Origin of the sequence: Actinoplanes sp. CA-252034, assembly GCF_050956125.1 — a bacterium.
Taxonomy (GTDB): domain Bacteria; phylum Actinomycetota; class Actinomycetes; order Mycobacteriales; family Micromonosporaceae; genus Actinoplanes.
This window is the reverse complement of sequence record NZ_CP191846.1, coordinates 1,660,843-1,677,929: the sequence shown is the minus strand read 5'-3', so window position 1 is coordinate 1,677,929 and position 17,087 is coordinate 1,660,843. Positions and strand designations below refer to the sequence as shown.

Genomic DNA, 17,087 nt, shown 5'->3' with positions numbered 1-17,087 from the left:
TGAGCAGTAACCTACGGTGATGCGTCAGAGTTCGCTCGTCGTCGTCGCCAACCGTCTGCCCCTGGATGACAGTGCCGCCCCGGACGGCGCCTGTGAGTGGCGCCGCAGCCCAGGCGGCCTGGCCAGCGCTCTGCACGCGATTCTCGAGCAGACCCCGGCCACCTGGGTCGGCTGGGCCGGCGGTGTGGGGCGCACGCCGTCCCTGCCCGACCTCGGCAGCCTCCGGTTACGGCCCGTGTCACTGACCGAGGAGGAGCTGCGCGGCTACTACGAGGGGTTCGCCAACTCGACCCTGTGGCCGCTCTACCACGACGCGGTGCAGCAGCCGACGTTCGACCGGGGCTGGTGGGAGACGTACCGGACGGTCAACCAGCGGTTCGCCGAGGCCGCCGCCGAGGTGGCCGAGCCGGGCGCCGCCGTCTGGGTGCAGGACTACCACCTCCAGCTCGTGCCGCAGATGCTCCGGGAGCTGCGGCCCGACCTGCTGATCGGGTTCTTCCTGCACGTGCCGTTCCCGCCGCCCGAGCTGTATATGCAGCTTCCCCGCCGGGTGGAGCTGCTGCGCGGGATGCTCGGCGCCGACCTGGTCGGATTCCAGCGTGAGCAGGCCGCCCACAACGTGGCCCAACTGGCCAAGAAGCTGCTCCGGGTGGAGGCCACCGACCACGCCATCACGATCGACGGGCGGACCGTGCGCGCCGGGGCGTTCCCGGTCTCCATCGACGTCTCCGAGATGCGGGCGCTGGCCACCCGGCCGGACGTGGTCAGCCAGGCGAGGCAGCTGCGGCACGATCTGGGGCAGCCGAAACGGGTGCTGCTCAGCGTCGACCGGCTCGACTGGACCAAGGGCATCGAGCACCGGCTCACGGCGTACAGCGAGCTGCTGCGGGACGGCTTCGTGAAGGTGCGCGACACGGTGATGGTGCAGGTGGCGGTGCCCAGCCGGGAGCGGGTGGAGAGCTATCGCGGCCTGCGGGACCGGATCGAGGGCGAGGTCGGCCGGATCAACGGCGAGTACGGCCGGGTCGGCGAGCCCGCCATCCACTACCTGAACCAGCGGTTCGGCCGTTCCGAGCTGGCCGCCCTCTACCAGACCGCGGACGTCATGGTGGTCACCCCGCTGCGGGACGGGATGAACCTGGTCGCCAAGGAGTTCGTGGCGGCCCGGGAGGACGGCGCCGGCGCGCTGGTGCTCAGCGAGTTCGCCGGGGCCGCCGCCGAGCTGGAGCAGGCGTTCCTGGTGAACCCGCACGACGTGGACGGGCTCAAGAAGACCCTGCTGCAGGCCATGGAGGCGGACAGCGCCGACCTGACCGCCCGGATGACGGCCATGCGGCGGCACCTGGCCCGGCACGACATCATGGCGTGGGCGCGGGCCTACCTGACCGCACTCGACCACACCGGCCGGCTCGCCGAGCGGCTGCCCCCGCTAGCCCGCCGACGGTAACTCCTTGTCCAGCCAGTCCAGGATCGCGTCGATCGGCTCGGCCCAGTTCGTCTCCAGCATCAGGTAGTGCCCCATGCCGGGGAAGAGCAGGGGCGCGCCGCCGTAACGGGCGGCTGCCCGGTCCAGGGCGGTCCGCGGCACCACCCGGTCGTCGGGGCTGCCCACCACGAGCGTGGGCGGCCCGCCGACCGGCTCGGGCAGCGCATCCCGGGAGAACAGCTCGGCCCGTGGGCGGGCGCCGATCCGCTCCAGGTGCGCCGCCGCCTCCTCGGCCGGGAGATCGGGCCCGAACAGCTGCCGGCCGGAGAACCTGAGCCGCCCGCCGAACAGGGCCGGCACGGTCCCCGCCGGGTTGCTGCGCAGGGCGGCGCCCAGGGCGGCCCAGCCGTCCAGCACCGGGGCGATCAGGACCGCCGCGCGGGCCGGGTAGCGGCCCAGCGCCCGCGCCACCACGCGGCTGCCGGTGCCGTGGCCGATCAGCACGGTCTGGCTCGGCAGCGAGGCCGCCACCTGCACCACGTCGTGCGCCTGCGCCCGCAGGTCGCCGCCGGGACGCGGGTTGACCGCGTGGGCCGGGAACCCTCGGCCGGCGGCGTGCCCGATCCAGTGCTCGGCGAACGCCCAGGCGCCGTGGCCGAGGCCGGGCACGAACAGCAGCGGCGGGCGGCCCCGACCGTCGTCGGGCAGCTGGGAGACGACCTCCCGCTCGGCCGCCGGGACCGGGTCGCTCCAGTCCTGGAAACGCAGAAGCTCACTCACTTCGCCGACTCCATACGGGTCAACAGGCTCTCCACGGCCTTCAGGTAGTCGACGTGGTCGACCTCGAACCAGTGGCGCGGCGTCGGCACCACCTTGCGGCGGGACCACGACGCGAGGGGCCGCTGCGACTCCTCCTTCTGCACCACGCCGGCCTTCTCCGGGTCGGTGGTCCGCAGCCGCAGCCAGCGGGACACCGCGACGCTCTGCCAGTGCGCCAGCGGGAACAGCCCGGCGGACGCCTGCACCAGCCCGACCACGGCGAGCGTCGGGTGCTTGCGGGCGAAGGCGTGCAGGTGCAGGTCGGGACGGCCGTCCTCGCCGATGTCGAGCACCTCGGGGGCGAGGAAGTCGAACCGCGGGCGGTAGCCGGTCGCCGTGATCACCAGCTCCGGCTCGATCCGCCGGCCGTCGGACAGCTCCACCGACGCGCCGTCGTAGCGGGTCACGTCCGGCACCGCCTCGATCCGGCCGTGCCCCAGGTAGTGCGGCAGCAGGCCGTTGACGATCGGGTGGCTCTCCAGCGGGGCGTGATCCGGCGCGGGGACACCCCAGCGGGTCAGGTCGGCGGCGGTACGGCGGAGCCGCCGGTCCCGCAGCCACGCGGACATCCGGCGGTGGTAGACCTGATCGGCCGGACGGTTGCCGAGATATTTCGGGAAGTGCCAGTAGCCGCGCCGGGTCGAGTGCCACACCCGGCTCGCGTGCTGGGCCGCCTCGACCGCGATGTCGCACCCGGTGTTGCCGCCGCCGATCACCAGCACCTTGCGGTTGCGCAGGCGGGACGGCTCCTTGTACGCGCTAGCGTGGATCACCTGGCCGGTGAAGTCACCCGGGATCTCCGGCGTCACCGGCGCCCAGTTGTGCCCGTTGGCGATCACCACGGCGGCGTAGCGCTGCACCCGCGACGTGCCGCCGCCGGTCGACTTGATGGTCACGTCCCAGCGGCCCTCGCCCGCGGGGACGATCGACGTGACCTCCATGCCGTACCAGATGTGCTCGCCCAGCCCGAAGTGCTTCGCGTAGCGCTCCAGATATTCGAGAACCTGACTGTGGTGCGGATAGTCGGGCCAGGTGTCCGGCATCGGGAAGTCGGGGAACTCGGTGAGCGGCCGCGACGAGATCAGATGGGCCCCGGCATAGACCGGGCTGCGGTCGTGCCGCCAGTTCCAGGCGCCGCCGACCGAGGTCTCGCGCTCATAGCAGTCGACCGCGAAGCCCAGCTCACGCAGGTTCTTGATGGTGGTCAGGCCGCTGGCGCCGGCGCCGACGACGCAGACGGCGCCGCCACGGTCTCCGAGGTCCGGGGAGTCTTGCACCCGGCGATCCTCGCAGACGGCGAGCCTAGGAGGAAGGGAGCAAAAGGTCCGCGACGATCGGTAGATGATCACTCGCGAGACGTGCCTGATCGGTCGAGATGATCTCGTACCGTTCGATGGTCACGTCGGGGCTGACGAAGAGCGCGTCGATACGCCGGCTGGGCGCCCCGGCCGGGAACGTGGGCACTTCCTCGGACGAGCCGGCCAGCCCGTCCTCGATCGTCCGCCAAGCGCCGCCACCGGGCCCCTCGTTGAGGTCGGCGGCGACGATCACCGGGCCGTCGAGGCGGTCCAGCTCCGCCTTCCAGTGCTGGGCCTGGGACGGCCGCTCGGCCGCGTCCGTGGCCAGATGGGAGCCGGAGACGGTGAAGGTGGCACCCCGCACCGCGCACTCGGCGAAGACGGCGCCCCGCAGGTGCCGGCCCGGGGTGAGCGGGTAGCGCATGCACCAGTTCCGGCGGATCGCCACCCGCAGGCTGACCAGCAGCAGGTTGCCCAGCGACGGCAGCCCGCCGGCCGCCACCACCAGGCCGGTCTCGGAGGCCAGCGCGGCGCATTTCTGCCGCCACCGGAAGCGGCGCGGCGCCTCCTGCACGACGAGGACGTCCGGGGCCAGATCGCGGACCAGGCCGGACAGCGCGGCCCGGTCGTCCCGCAACCCGTGGATGTTGTAACTGACCACCCGCAGCGGAACCCCGGACATCCCCGGCCGCCTCAGCCGCGCCGGGCGAGGTCGGCCGCGCCGACCACACCGGCGGCGTTGCCCATCCGGGCGGCGTGGATCGCGGCCACCGGGAAACGGTCCCGGTTGGCGAGCTGCTCCCGGTACGTCCTCTCGAGCGGCCCCATGAGCAGCGGCCCCGCGTCGATCACGCCACCGCCGATCACCATGATCTGCGGATCCAGGCTCTGCGCGAGGTCGGCGAGCGCCACCCCGAGCCAGTAGCCGACCTGGGCAAAGGCGTCCATCGCGACCCCGTCGCCGGCCCGGGCCGCCTCGGTGATCTGCCGGCCGGTGATCGCGAGGGCGTCACCGCCGGCCAGCTCGAGAAGCCGGGCGGCCCGCTCCGGCTCCTGCCGCGCGCCGGCCCGCCCGAACCGGACCAGGGCGTTGCCGCTCGCATACTGCTCCAGGCAGCCCAGACGGCCGCAGCCGCACGGATGCCCGTCCGGCACGGACTGGATGTGGCCCAGCTCGGCGGCGATGCCGTGGGCGCCTCGCCACAGGTTGCCGTTGACCACGATCGCGCCGCCGATGCCGGTGCCCACGGTGATCATCACCATCGACTCGGCCTGCTTGCCCACCCCGAACCGGAACTCCGCCCAGGCGGCCACGTTGGCGTCGTTGTCCAGCACGACGGGCAGTCCGATCGCCTTGCTCACGTAGTCGCGCAGCGGCTCGTCACGCCAGGCCAGGTTCGGCGCGAACAGCACGGTCGAGCCGGTGGCGTCGATCCACGCGGCGGCGCCGATCCCGATCGCGGTCGCCTGCGGGTACTGCCCGACCAGCTCGGCGGCCACCTCGACGATCGTGTCGCGGGTGCCGGCCGGGTCGTCCGCCGGCGTCGGCCGCCGGTTCGACGCGAGCACGTTGCCCAGCTCGTCGACGACACCACCGGCGACCTTGGTGCCGCCGACGTCGATTCCGATGGTCAGCGTCACGCTGCCCGTCCCCTCTGCAAACAGTTACACCGCGGCGCCGGGGCGGGCGTCGTCGCCCTGGCCCGGCTCGCGGTCCTCGGACGCCGAAGCGCCCAGCTCATGATCCACGCTACGGGGTTCGGCGGCGTCGTCTGCGGCCACCTCCGCCGAAGCCGGGCCAGATCCCGGACCCGAAGCCGAGCCCGGACCCGAGACCGAAGCCGAACCGGAGCCCGGACCCGAAGCCGAGACCGAAGCCGAACCCGGGGCGGAAGCCTGGGGTGCGGCCGGGGCGGAAGCCTGCGGTGCGGCCGGGCCGGAAGCCTGCGGTGCGGCCGGGCCGGAAGCCTGCGATGTGGCCGAGCCGGAAGCCTGGGCCGGGGGTTCTGCCGTGGCCATGGCCCACACGTCGCCGCTCGCCCGAGACCCTCCACCGGCGCCCGCCCCGGATCCGCCAGCGTGCGGCGGAGTTTTCCCCTGGGCGGAAGTCCGGGCGGCACGGGCCTGCTCGACCGCCCGGGCCACCGCCTCCTCGGCGGCGGCCGCGCGTGCCCGGGCCGCCGCGGCGGCCGCACGGGCGTCGGCCGCGCTGGCCGCTCCCCACGGGTCGTCGCCGGAGTCGGGGGCGGGCGGCTCCTCGTCGACGTGGGTGGCCGCGGACCAGGCCTGATCCGGCGAGGGGGACGCGGGACGGCTGCGTGGTGCCGGCGGACGGGGACGCTCGGCGGTCATCGAGGAGAAGGCGCGCATCAGCCCGGCCACCCCGCTCGCGATCTCGCCGGCGCTGGAGGCGAGCCGCTCGGCGGTCTCGGGGCTGGGGTCGCGCACCGCCGCGATCGCCTTGCAGACCGGGCAGACACAGCACTCGGCGCTGCCGGTGGACAGGTCATCGCGGCCGAGCACACCCATCAGGCCGGCGACCGACTCACCCAGGAGACCGAATGCGTCCCCGGACGTGTGACCACCCGCCGAGGTCCGGGCGAGGATCGCCGCGATGAGACGCTCGGCCTCCTCCCGAGCTGATCCGGGCATCTCCGCTCCCCTCGGCCGGCGGCTCAGGCCGCGGGCAGGCTCTCGACGCGGCGCTTGAGCTCCTTCAGCGCCGTATCCATGATCATTTTCTCAGCTTTGCGGCGGAACATGCCCAGCATTCCGATCGCGAGGTCCACCGCAAGGGTGTACGTCACGGTGGTGCCGCCGTCCGCGGTCTCCACCAGATCGTAGGAGCCCTCCTGCGAACGCTGCGTCTTCGACGGCTCGACCAGGCTCCACTCGATCCGGGAGAGATCGTCGGCGTACGCGTACTCCAACGTGTACTCGTCGACCAGCACCGTGGCGTCGATCTGGAACCGGACCTGCGCGGCGTAGCCGTCCTCATACTCCTCGAGGACCTCCACCCGCTTGATCGACTCCGCCCACTCCGGGTAGCGCGCGAAGTCGCAGATCACCGCCGCGACCCGGGCCAGGGGCGCATGGACCTGAATCGACTGTGTCGAGGTGTCCGCCATGCACGCGAGGCTACCCGCCGGGTACGACGGATCGCGCGACCGGGGCGGCGCCCACCCGGGGGTCCGCCGCGGACGTGACACCCGGCCGGGCAGCACACGGACGAGCCGATGTCGGTCCCTCCCGCTACCATCCGTCACGTGCCAGCCCTCGCCAGTGGTCCCGTGCGCATCCGACCGGCCGAAGCCGCGGCCCGTGCCGTCATGCTCGTGCTGGTCGCCGCCCTGACCTATGCCTTCACCGGCAGCGTCGCCCAGCTCGGCTGGGTCGCCCTCCTGGCGGTCGCGGCGGCGCCCTCCTTCCTCGCCCGCGGCCACGCCGTCCTCGCCCCGCTCGGGCGGTTCGGCGAGGTGGTGGTGACCTGCCTGGCCGCCGGCTCGGTCGCCGCCGAGTCGATCGGGCGGATCACCGGAGGGTTCGGCGCCGAGGCGGTGCTGCCCTATCTGGCCGTGCCGCTGCTCACCGCGGCCCTGCGGCGCCGCCAGACCGAGGGTGTCGCCCTGCTCGCGACGGCGGCGGTGACCATGGCGGTCAGCGGTGTGGCCTTCGGCACGCTGGCCGGGGGCTACTACGCCGTCTGCGCGCAGTGGCTGGTGCAGGGGGCGATCATCACGTTCGCCACCGAGACGATGCGGCAGCTGCTGCAGCCGCCCGACCCGACACCCCAGCCCTATGCCGAGGCCACCCGGCTGCTGACCCAGCTGCGCAGCGTGGCCCGCTCGCTACCGGGCGCCACCCTCGACCCGGGCGGCATCTCCGAGCACCTGCTGGAGGAGCTGCGCGTGGTCGCGCCGGGCCACCGGGCGGCGGTGCTGTCGGCCAGCGGCGGCGGGCGGCTGGTGGTGCTCGCGCAGACCGGCGCCGAGCGGGTCGACTGGGAGACCACGCTCGACGCCGACTCGGGCATCGCCGACGCCTGGGCCACCCAGCAGCCGCAGACGGCGAGCCGGTCACAGGCGCGCAGCCATCACGGGGGCGACGTGTCCTCGCTGGTGGTGCCGCTGGTCGCCGGGGTGCGCACGATCGGTCTCGTCATCCTGGAGACGGATGCCGCGGGGGCGTACCCCTCCTCGGTGGTCCAGGCCGTGACCGAGGTGACCGGCCCGGCCTCGCTGCGGCTGGAGGCCGCCCTGCTCTTCGACGACGTGCGCTCGCTGGCCACCAACGAGGAGCGCCAGCGCCTGGCCCGGGAGATCCACGACGGCGTGGCGCAGGAGCTGGTGATGGTCGGCTACGGCATCGACAACGCGCAGGCGACGCTGCCGGAGGGCGCCGAGGAGACGGCCGAGGAGCTGCGCACGCTGCGGGCCGAGGTGACCCGGGTGATCACCGAGCTGCGGCTGAGCCTGTTCGAGCTGCGCTCCGAGGTCGACCGCAACGGTGGTCTGGCCGCGGCCATCGCGGAGTATGCGCGGACCCTGGGCACCAGTGCCGGGCTGCGGGTGCACTTCACCTTCGACGAGTCGACGGCCCGCCTGCCGGCCGCGACCGAGGCGGAGCTGCTCCGGATCGCCCAGGAGGCGATCACCAACGCGCGCAAGCACGCCGGCGCGTCCAACCTGTGGGTGACCTGCACCGTCGACCCCCCGTATGCGGAGATCGAGGTGTCCGACGACGGCAAGGGGTTCGCGGACACGCGACCTGACGGCCGCTACGGCCTTACCATCATGGCGGAACGTGCCGAACGCATCCGAGGCCGTCTCAGGATCACGCCGCGACACCCCAGCGGGACAACCGTCGCCGTAGTGCTCGGAACCCCGCCTCGGCGCGATAGCGTGCGGGATAGCGTTTCAGCTCCAGAAGGGGAGTAACCCGAGCATGTCGACCAGTCCTGCGCCGACGACGCGCACCAAGGTCCTCCTTGTCGACGATCACGACCTGATTCGTAAGGGGCTGCGACACGCATTCGAGCGCGACCGTCAGTTCGAGGTCGTCGGCGAGGCCGCCACGGCGGCGGAGGCGGTGCGCCAGGCCGGCGCCCTGCAGCCGGATGTCGTGATCATGGACCTGCGCCTGCCCGACGGCAGCGGCCTGGAGGCCACCCGCGCCCTGCGGAAGAACAACGCGAACATGGGGATCGTGGTCCTGACCATGTATGCAGGCGACGACCAGCTCTTCGGCGCTCTCGAGGCCGGGGCCAGCGCGTTCGTCCCGAAAACGGCTCCCGCGGACGAGGTCGTGGCAGCCGCACGGCACGCCGCGTCGGCGCCCAGCGCGTTCACGGCGGCCGATCTGGCCGAGGCCATGAAGCGCCGGCTCGCTCCGTCCGGCCCGCAGCTCTCGCCTCGCGAGGGTCAGGTGCTGCGGCTGCTCGCCGACGGCATGAGTGTCGCCGGCATCGCCAAGCAGCTCTTCGTGTCGGAGTCGACGGCCAAGACCCACATCTCGAAGCTCTACGAGAAGCTGGGTGCGGCCAACCGGGCGCAGGCACTCATGACCGCGCTCCGGCTGGGTCTGCTGGAAGCGCCGGACGCCCCCAAGTTCTAGACTTATCTAGACAGATTCGGCGTTTCTGTATTTCAAACGCCGAATCAGGATATAAGCCTCGCAGCCCAGGCAGAACCCGAAAGCTGCGTTGAGAAATGCGGCGAGCAGCCCGAAAGCTGCCGCCGTGATGCCGACTGCGGTCAGACCGGTCAGGTAACCCGCGGCGGAGACGGCCAGGAAGGTGAAACCCACGAGTTGGGCGAACCGCACGGGGGCGGCCGGCTCACGCTCGACGGGCGGACCGAGGCGCGGCAGCACCAGAGCGCGGAAGATCCTCGGGTAGGGACCGCGTCGTGGGCTCCACGCGGTGATCGCGAAGACGACAGCCTGGGCGAGCGCGAGCAGGCCCGAGCCGGTGATCAGCACGAGCGCGATGACGACGGTGGTGAGCACGGCGGCGAAGCGCTGGCCGCGGGGATCCAATTCCATGAAGCCTATTATTCCTCCAGGGAAAGTAGGACTTTCCGCAGGAGCCCGTTGAGCTGCTCCAACTCGTCCTGACTCAGCGCACCGAGGGCCCGCTGGTCGACCGCCATGCCCTTGAAGATGTGCTTGCTCCACATCTCCCGGCCCTCCTGCGTGGGCCGGACGATCACCCGCCGCCGGTCGACGCCGTCCATCTGCCGCGTGATCAGCCCCGCCTCGTCCAGGCGATCGAGCCGGCTGGTCATCGCCGCCCGCGTCACGTTCGCCGCCTCGGCCAGCTGCGCCGGCGTCGCCTCGGTCGGCCACGGCTGAACCATCAGGACGTGCAGCGTCTTGTAGTCCTGGACGGTGAACCCCTCGTTGAAGATCGCCAGATCCGCGCGGTCGATCCACCGCTGGATGTGCTTCATCCGCACCAGGGCGCCCTCGACCTCGGGCGCGAAGGTCGGCTCGTTCTTCCAGAAACTCGACCACCGGGCCACATGCTGGTCCACGCTGTCTTCCATGACCACCCAGTCTGCCACGCCTCTAACTATTAGATTGCGAATAGTTAGACGTTGAACTAGTGTCGGCCACCATGACCCGTGACTTCCGGCTGCTCGCCATCGGCCAGGGCCTCTCCTGGCTCGGCAACGCGTTCCAGACCGTCGCCCTCGCCGTCGCCGTCATCGCCACCGGAGGCGGCGCACGCGACCTCGGCCTGGTCATGGCGACGAACATCCTCACCCTGCTGGCCGGCACCCTCTTCGGCGGCGTCTGGGCCGACCGGCTCCAACCCCAGCGGGTCATGGTCGCCTCCGACCTGATCCGCTTCGCCGCCACCGCCGGCATCGCCGCCATGTTCGCCACCGGTGGCTACCAGTTGGGCCTGCTCTGCGCGCTCACCGTCGTCTCGGCCGGCGCCGGCAGCTTCTTCAGCCCCGCCATGAGCTCGCTCAAGCCCCTGCTCGTCCCGGCCGAGGAACGGCAGAAGGCCAACGCCACGCTCAGCCTTCTGCAGTCGGCGTGCGGCGTCGCCGGTCCGGCCACCGCGGGCATCACCGTCGCCGCCTTCGGCGCGCCGACCGGATTCACCATCAACGCGGTCAGCTTCCTCGCCTCCCTGGTCGCCGCCGCGATGATCCGGGTACGGGCTCCGCGCGGCCCGCGTACCCCCATGCTCGGAGAGCTCGCCGCCGGCCTACGGGAGATCCGCAGCCGGGACTGGCTGCTCGCCAACCTGCTCGGCGCCACCACCTACCACATCGCCAACGGCGTGATCATGGTCCTCGTGCTGGTGGTGGCGATGGAGCGGCTCGGCGGCCCGCACGCGATCGGCTGGATCGCCGCCGCAGAGGGCCTGGGCGGCGTGATCGGCTCGGCGATCGGCATGCGGTTCCGGCCACGGCGGCTGCTGCTCGCCGGCCTGCTGGCCCTGCCACTGATGTCGGTGTGGGCGTTCTCCTACGTCTGGCCCGGCACCCTCGCCGCCATCATGATCGGTGCCGTGATCGGGTACGCCGGCCTGCTCTTCTACGACGTGGCCTGGGACACGTCCCTGCAGGAGAACGTGCCGCACCGATTCCTCGGCCGCGTCGCCTCCTGGGACTATCTGGCGTCGTTCCTGGCCATGCCGGTGGGCAACACGATGGCCGGGCCGCTCGTCGACCGGTTCGGCATCGACCGGGTGCTGACCGTGTGCGCCTGCATCCTGCTCGCCGCCTCCGTCGCCATGCTGGCCGTCCCCGGTTCCCGCCACCTGACCCGCACCGACAGACCGGCCGAAGACCCGAACACCCCCGCCGAGGCCCCGAACTCCCCCACCACCGCCACCGCCTCGGACATCCCCGCCGACGCCTCGAACTCTCCCGCCATCGCACCGGGCTCACCCGGCTTCACCCCGGATTTCCCGTCCGCCGACCCGACACCGGCCGCGACCCTCGTCGCAGACCCGCACCGCGACTAGAGATCTGTGCGGGTCAAGTTCGGCGCACGCCTTGGGCGCGGGTGTCGGGCGCTGTTCCGGTGGAGTCGGCCGTAGCCCCGGCGGGGTGTCGCGATGGCACGGCGGGGGTGGCGGGTTTCAGGGGGTCGGGAGGAGCTCTGCCAGGGCGGCGATCAGGTGCGGCTTCGTCGGCACCCCCGTCGCGCGGCGGACCTCGCGGCCCTCGGCGTCGATGATCAGCAATGTCGGGGTACGCCAGATGCCCAGCTCCCGCACCTCGTCGAGGTGGCTCTCGGCGTCCACCTCGACGTGCCGGACGGCCGGCAGGAGGGTGGCGACCTCGCTGCTGACCCGGCGCACCGCCCGGCACGGGGCGCAGAACGCGGTGGAGAACTGGAGCAGGGTCACCGCGGCCGGCTCCACACCGAGCCGTTCCAGCAGGGCCGGCTCCAGGCGTACCGCATCGGTCATGTCCTGATCTTTGCTCTTGACCGCCGAATCAGCCACTCGCCCGTCGCGGCGACGCCGCCACCACCCGAACGTCATGCCCGCGACCAGCACCACCACCACGGCCGCCAATCCCACCGGATCCATGGGTGAACTCTGACATGCGGTCAGGCCGAGCGGTAGGCCTCGGCCTGCAGCGTGAACAACTGCGCATACAGGCCGTCGACCGCCATCAGCTCCTCGTGGTCGCCCTCCTCGACGACCGAGCCGTGGTCCAGGACGTAGATCCGGTCGGCCTCGCGGACACTCGCCATCCGGTGGGTGATCAGCACCACGGTCCGTCCCGCGGCCAGTTCGCGCAGCCGCCGGTAGACCTCGTGCTCGGCGCGTGCGTCCAGGTTCGCGGTCGGCTCGTCGCAGATCAGCAGCGGCGCGTCCCGGTGGAACGCCCGGCTCACGGCGAGCCGCTGCCACTGCCCACCGGACAGGTCGGCGCCGTCGGTGAAGTGCCGGGACAGCAGCGTCTCGTACTGCCGGGGCAGCTCGACCACGAACTCGTGCGCGTCGCCGGCCCGCGCCGACTCCTGCACGGCGGCCAGGGTCGCCGGCCGGTCGTGCCGCCCGATCGCGATGTTCAGCCGCGCCGACAGCGGCCACCGGGTCGGCTCCTGCATCACCACCGCCACGCGCTCCCGCATCGACTCCGGGCCGAACCGGGTCACGTCGACTCCGTCCCAGGTCACCGTGCCCTTCTGCGGCCGGTAGAGCCCGGCCAGCACGCCCGCCAGCGTCGACTTGCCGGAGCCGTTCTCGCCGACCAGCGCGACGATCTGCCCCCGCCGCAGCGTCATGGCCACCCCGTTGACGGCCGGCCGCTCGGCGTCCGGGTAGCTGAAGGTCACCCCGTCCAGCCGGATCTCCCGGAACCCGGCGGGCGTGTGCTGCTCCGGCTCGGGCTCGGCCCGCGCCCGCGACATCTCGCAGAAGCCCTGGAAGTCCGAGAAGTAGAGACCCTGCTCGTAGACCCGGTTCGCGGTGAACGCCAACTCGGACAACTTGCCGATCCCCAGGTTGATCGCGTAAGCGGCGGCACCCGCCGCGGCCAGCTCCATCCGGCCGGTCCACAACAGCCAGAGCAGCACGAGGTACGCCAGACCGGTCGCCAGCCCACTCAGCGCCTGTCCCGCCAGATTGGTCCGGACCACCCGCCCGATCACACGGATCTCCTCCAACGTGGAGATCCGCAACAGCCTCCCGACCTCGGTGAGCAGGAATCGCCGTACCGTGAAAGCCCGCAGCTCGGCGGCCGGCTCACGCGCCGCCAGCAGGTAGGCGAGCATCCGCTGCCGTCGCCAGACGGCGATCAAGCGCAGCTTGCTGCGGTAACCCAGCTTCGCCGAGCGCACCGCCGCCCACGCCGTCGGCACCACCGCGAGGACCAGCATCGGCAGCAGCGCCGGATGCAGCACCGCCAGCACACTCGCCGCCGCGGCCAGCCCCACCAGGTGTGTCAGCACCTCGATCCCATGATCGACCACCTGCTGTGCGGCCGAGATGCCCCGGTCCCGGGCCCGCTCCATGGCGTCGCGCCAGCCCGGATCGTCGAAGGTTGCCAGGTCCACGCGTGTCGTCAGGTCCAGGAGCCGCATCTCGGCGGCCTCGTAGACCATCGGCGACAGCCGCCCGTGCGCCGCCGTGGCCGCCGACGCGAGCAGACCCCGCACGGCGAGGGCCAGGACCAGGAGCAGCAGCGAGGGTACGGCCGCCCGCACCCGTTCCGGTGTGGGCCCGGCCAGCAGCAGCCCGTCCAGGACACCCACCACGCTGATCAGGCCGACCGCGGCGGCCACGCCCGCGGCCACCTGCAGGAGCAGCACCGCCAGGGTGGTCCGCCGACTGGCCCGCCACCCGAGCAGCCAGGCCTCCCGCAGCAGCGCGGGCAGCCGCCGGACCATCTGCCGGAACGTGGTGTTGGCCGCCTCCTCGGTGCTGGTCAGCCAGTAGGGCAGCTCGAGCTCCCCGTCGTCCTGCGCGGCCAGCATCCCCTCCGCCGCGACCGCGACGCCGTCCTCGGGGGTCTCGGTGGTCTCGGGGGCGGGATCCGGCATCGACGGCCACCTCTCGGGTCGGCGCACCGGAGCTCCGCGGGCGTGGCACGGCACGCGCGCATGGGCGACACGCCGGACGTGCCGGAAGCCCCGCCTCCGTTCCTACGCCGCAGGGGCCGGGCCGTCCAGCCGCTCGCCCGCTCATTCACGCATTCACGCGGGCAGGCTCCGACCGTGTGCCGGTCGAAGCCTGCCCGTGTGGCGGTTCCGTCGATCAGTAGCGGACCCTGATGGTGACCCGCCTGTTCAGTTTCTGTTTCCGTTCGTCGACCGGGTTGACGCCGCCGGCGCCGACGGTCTTGATCGTCGTGCGGGCGGGTGGCTTCGGAAACCCTCTCACGATTCACCGCGGTCGCCGATCAGCCCGGCGGACCGGGCCGGGGCCAGAGGGGACAGACACGGCGGGTGATGGCGCCGAGCCTGCTGAGGCGGCCACCGAGCCACCGCGGGGCCCGCTGGAGCAGCGCCGAACGACCGCCGGGCCTGCCGAACGACCGCCGGGCCTGCCGGGCCTGCTCGGGGCGGCCGGGCCTGCTCGGGGCGGCGCCGGGCGACCGCCGCGCCTCAGCGGGCGGTCAGCAGATCGGTGAGGCGGGCGGCCTGGGCCTCCCACCGCCACTCGGCCTCGACCCAGGCCCGGCCGGCCGCGCCCATCGCCTTGGCCTTCGCCGGATCGGCGAGCAGGCCGGACACCCGGTCGGCGATGGCGTGGACGTCGGACCCACCGACCACGTAGCCGGTCTCCCCCTCGCGGACCGCGTCGGGAGCGCCGCCCGAATCGCCGCCGACCACCGGCAGACCGGTCGCGGAGGCCTCCAGGTAGACGATGCCGAGGCCCTCGACGTCGAGGCCGGCGGCACGGGTGCGGCAGGGCATGGCGTAGACGTCGCCGGCCGCGTAGTGCTCGGGCAGCTCCGCCCACGGGACCGAACCGGTGAAGACCACGTCGCACTCCACGTTGTTCTCGCGGGCCAGCCGCTCCAGGGTCTTGCGGTAGGGGCCACCGCTGACCAGCAGCAACGCGGCGCCGGGGACGCGGCGGCGGATCTCCGGGAGGGCACGGATCAGCATGTCCTGGCCCTTGCGCGGGACCAGGCGGGAGACACAGACGACCACCGGGCGGCCGGTCAGCCGGTGCCGCTCACGGACGGCCGAACCGTCCACGCCGGGATGGAACTTGTCGACGTCGACGCCCGGGGCCAGCCGCCGCAGGTCGGTGAGGCCGTGCAGGGCCCTGTCGAGGCGGGTGCGCTGATACTCGCCGAGGTAGGTGATGACGTCGGTGCCGCGGGCGATCCGCCGGAGCAGGCCCCGGGCGCCGGGCAGCGCGGCCCAGCCGATCTCGTGGCCGTGGGTGATGCCGACGGCACGCTCGATCCCGGCGTTGCGGCGCAGCCCGTGAGCGAGAAGGCCGAGCGGAGCGGCCGCGCCGAAGAGGACGCTGTCACAGCCGTGACTGCGGGCCAACTCGGCGGCGCGCCGGGCGACCGCGGGCGTGGGCAGCAGGAGGCCGGTGGACTCCCGCACCACCTCGAAGGGCTGCTCGGCGTCGAACTCGGCGGCGCCCCGCCAGGTCGACGAGTAGACCACGAGGGACCCGGCCGGCTGCCGGACCGCCAGATTGTGCACGAACTGCTGGATCCCACCGGGCCGCGGCGGAAAGTCGTTCGTGACGAGCAGCGTGCGCCCCATCAGCGGTCTCCCCGGAGGTCACGGGAGGCGATGAACGCGATGAACGACGGCGACAGAGGTCGGCAGGGCATCAGCGGTCTCCCCTGGCCCAGGCTCGGGCGGCGGCCATGCGCTGCACGGTGGACGGGTGCGAGGCGAACATGGCGTGCTCCCAGGAGGGTGGGTCGGGGTCGGACAGGTTGACGGTGCCGAGGCGGCGCTGCATCGCCTCGAACGTCACGGCGTCGCCGGTCAGGGTGAGGGCATGGGTGTCGGCGCGGGCCTCGACACGCCGGGACACGAACGACTGGGCCGGACCGGAGATCAGGCCGGCCACCGTGGTGACAGCCAGCAGCAGCCCGATGGCACGGGGCTCGGCGATCGAGTCGACGCCGGCCAGGCGCAGCAGCCACTGCCAGGAGCCGAGCAGGTAGAGGGCGACCACCGCGATCGCGGCGCCGAGGGCACCCAGGACGGTGCCGGTCAGCACGTCCTGGTCCTTGGCGTGGCCCAGCTCGTGGGCGGCCACCGAGACGATCTCACCGGGGGTGGCCTCGGTCAGCATGGTGTCGTAGACGACGATGCGGCGGGTCGGGCCGAGGCCGGAGACATACGCGTTGACCGCCCGGGTGCGCCGGGACGCGTCGGCGACCAGCACGTCCTTGACCGGCACGCCGTCACGCTCGGCGAGGGCCAGCAGCTCGGCGCGCAGCGGGCCGTCGGCCATCGGGGTGAACCGGTTGAAGACCGGCTCGACGACGACCGGCAGCACGAACGACAGCAGCACCACCAGCCCGGCGGCCCCGGCCGCGCCGATCGCCCACCACCAGCGGGGCGCGAAGTGGGTGACGGTGAAGAAGCCGGCCAGCACGATCGCCCCGAGCACCGCGCCGACACCGAACGACTTGAGCAGGTCGACCGACCAGCCGCCCCAGGTCTGTGTGGAGATGCCGAACCGCGCCACGACGGTGTGCCGCCAGGCGGCCAGCGGCAGACTGATCACCTCGGCGACCAGGGCGACGGCGAGACCGCCGAGGACCGCCCGGGCCAGCCAGTGGTCGCCGAACGGGCGGCCGGCCAGCTCGATCAGGCGCGCGCCGAGCGGGGTCAGCCCGAGCGCCAGGGCCACCAGCAGGCCCAGGACCATGCCGCCGTAGGAGGCGGGACGCAGCTCGGCGTGGAAGGCGCGGGAACGGGCCACCTGGTCGGCGGGCAGCTGCCCCAGAGCGGCCAGCTGGTCGGCGCGGGGCGCGGGGGCGCGATGCCAGGGCACGGTGGCGGCCGCGAACCCGATCAGGGCCACCAGGAGCACGACGAACGCGCCGGCCGCCCACAGTCGCGGGCTCACCGCGGGG

At 72.8% G+C, this 17,087-nt stretch carries 17 protein-coding genes; 4 read left to right on the top strand and 13 right to left on the bottom strand.

The window, feature by feature from the left end:
- Positions 1-19: 19 nt before the first annotated feature.
- Positions 20-1,447, top strand: coding sequence for an alpha,alpha-trehalose-phosphate synthase (UDP-forming) (locus tag ACQPZW_RS07840; protein WP_433794163.1), 1,428 nt, complete (start codon positions 20-22; stop codon positions 1,445-1,447).
- Here ACQPZW_RS07840 and ACQPZW_RS07835 read toward each other — a convergent pair.
- The 6 genes from ACQPZW_RS07835 to ACQPZW_RS07810 are packed head-to-tail and all read right to left on the bottom strand — an operon-like array spanning position 1,430 to position 6,671.
- Positions 1,430-2,206, bottom strand: a complete 777-nt coding sequence (locus ACQPZW_RS07835; protein WP_433794162.1) for an alpha/beta hydrolase — start codon at positions 2,204-2,206, stop codon at positions 1,430-1,432. The genes ACQPZW_RS07840 and ACQPZW_RS07835 overlap by 18 nt on opposite strands.
- On the bottom strand, positions 2,203-3,522 hold the full coding sequence (locus ACQPZW_RS07830; protein WP_433794161.1) for a flavin-containing monooxygenase: 1,320 nt from the start codon (positions 3,520-3,522) through the stop codon (positions 2,203-2,205). The genes ACQPZW_RS07835 and ACQPZW_RS07830 overlap by 4 nt, the downstream gene beginning before the upstream one ends.
- A gap of 25 nt (positions 3,523-3,547) precedes the next feature.
- Entirely contained in the window at positions 3,548-4,225 is a 678-nt protein-coding gene (locus ACQPZW_RS07825) for an endonuclease/exonuclease/phosphatase family protein (RefSeq protein WP_433794160.1), read from the bottom strand.
- Positions 4,226-4,236: 11 nt separating this feature from the next.
- Positions 4,237-5,184, bottom strand: coding sequence for an ROK family glucokinase (locus ACQPZW_RS07820; protein ID WP_433794159.1), 948 nt, complete (start codon positions 5,182-5,184; stop codon positions 4,237-4,239).
- Positions 5,185-5,208: 24 nt separating this feature from the next.
- Positions 5,209-6,195 carry a hypothetical protein gene (locus ACQPZW_RS07815; RefSeq protein WP_433794158.1) on the bottom strand — a complete coding sequence of 329 codons (987 nt, stop codon included), beginning with the start codon at positions 6,193-6,195 and terminating at the stop codon, positions 5,209-5,211.
- A 23-nt stretch (positions 6,196-6,218) separates the two neighbouring features.
- A complete protein-coding gene (locus ACQPZW_RS07810) occupies positions 6,219-6,671 on the bottom strand; it encodes an SRPBCC family protein (protein ID WP_433794157.1) in 453 nt (150 codons plus the stop codon).
- Positions 6,672-6,779: 108 nt separating this feature from the next.
- On the opposite strand from ACQPZW_RS07810, the gene ACQPZW_RS07805 reads away from it, so the two are divergent.
- Together ACQPZW_RS07805 and ACQPZW_RS07800 are read left to right on the top strand one after the other, a co-directional pair.
- Positions 6,780-8,480, top strand: a complete 1,701-nt coding sequence (locus ACQPZW_RS07805; RefSeq protein ID WP_433794156.1) for a GAF domain-containing sensor histidine kinase — start codon at positions 6,780-6,782, stop codon at positions 8,478-8,480.
- A gap of 7 nt (positions 8,481-8,487) precedes the next feature.
- Entirely contained in the window at positions 8,488-9,156 is a 669-nt protein-coding gene (locus ACQPZW_RS07800) for a response regulator transcription factor (protein WP_014688640.1), read from the top strand.
- A 6-nt stretch (positions 9,157-9,162) separates the two neighbouring features.
- Here ACQPZW_RS07800 and ACQPZW_RS07795 read toward each other — a convergent pair whose 3' ends face one another.
- A complete protein-coding gene (locus ACQPZW_RS07795; protein ID WP_433794155.1) occupies positions 9,163-9,585 on the bottom strand; it encodes a DUF4395 domain-containing protein in 423 nt (140 codons plus the stop codon).
- Between the two features lie 8 nt (positions 9,586-9,593).
- Positions 9,594-10,106, bottom strand: a complete 513-nt coding sequence (locus ACQPZW_RS07790; RefSeq protein ID WP_433794154.1) for a MarR family winged helix-turn-helix transcriptional regulator — start codon at positions 10,104-10,106, stop codon at positions 9,594-9,596.
- A gap of 53 nt (positions 10,107-10,159) precedes the next feature.
- Here ACQPZW_RS07790 and ACQPZW_RS07785 point away from each other — a divergent pair, with 53 nt between their 5' ends.
- Positions 10,160-11,527 carry an MFS transporter gene (locus tag ACQPZW_RS07785; protein WP_433794153.1) on the top strand — a complete coding sequence of 456 codons (1,368 nt, stop codon included), beginning with the start codon at positions 10,160-10,162 and terminating at the stop codon, positions 11,525-11,527.
- Positions 11,528-11,644: 117 nt separating this feature from the next.
- Here the strand turns inward: ACQPZW_RS07785 and ACQPZW_RS07780 are convergent, their stop codons facing one another.
- The 5 genes from ACQPZW_RS07780 to ACQPZW_RS07760 form a co-directional block, all read right to left on the bottom strand.
- Positions 11,645-12,100 (bottom strand): TlpA family protein disulfide reductase, encoded by a 456-nt coding sequence (locus ACQPZW_RS07780; protein ID WP_433794152.1) that lies wholly within the window; start codon positions 12,098-12,100, stop codon positions 11,645-11,647.
- A gap of 20 nt (positions 12,101-12,120) precedes the next feature.
- Positions 12,121-14,061: an ABC transporter ATP-binding protein gene (locus ACQPZW_RS07775; protein WP_433794151.1), complete on the bottom strand. Its 1,941-nt coding sequence runs from the start codon at positions 14,059-14,061 to the stop codon at positions 12,121-12,123.
- A 214-nt stretch (positions 14,062-14,275) separates the two neighbouring features.
- Positions 14,276-14,401: a hypothetical protein gene (locus ACQPZW_RS07770; protein ID WP_433794150.1), complete on the bottom strand. Its 126-nt coding sequence runs from the start codon at positions 14,399-14,401 to the stop codon at positions 14,276-14,278.
- A gap of 224 nt (positions 14,402-14,625) precedes the next feature.
- Positions 14,626-15,753 (bottom strand): glycosyltransferase family 4 protein, encoded by a 1,128-nt coding sequence (locus tag ACQPZW_RS07765; RefSeq protein WP_433794149.1) that lies wholly within the window; start codon positions 15,751-15,753, stop codon positions 14,626-14,628.
- 70 nt (positions 15,754-15,823) lie between these two features.
- Complete coding sequence (locus tag ACQPZW_RS07760; protein WP_433794148.1) at positions 15,824-17,080, bottom strand: M48 family metallopeptidase; 1,257 nt, start codon at positions 17,078-17,080, stop codon at positions 15,824-15,826.
- Positions 17,081-17,087: the final 7 nt, after the last annotated feature.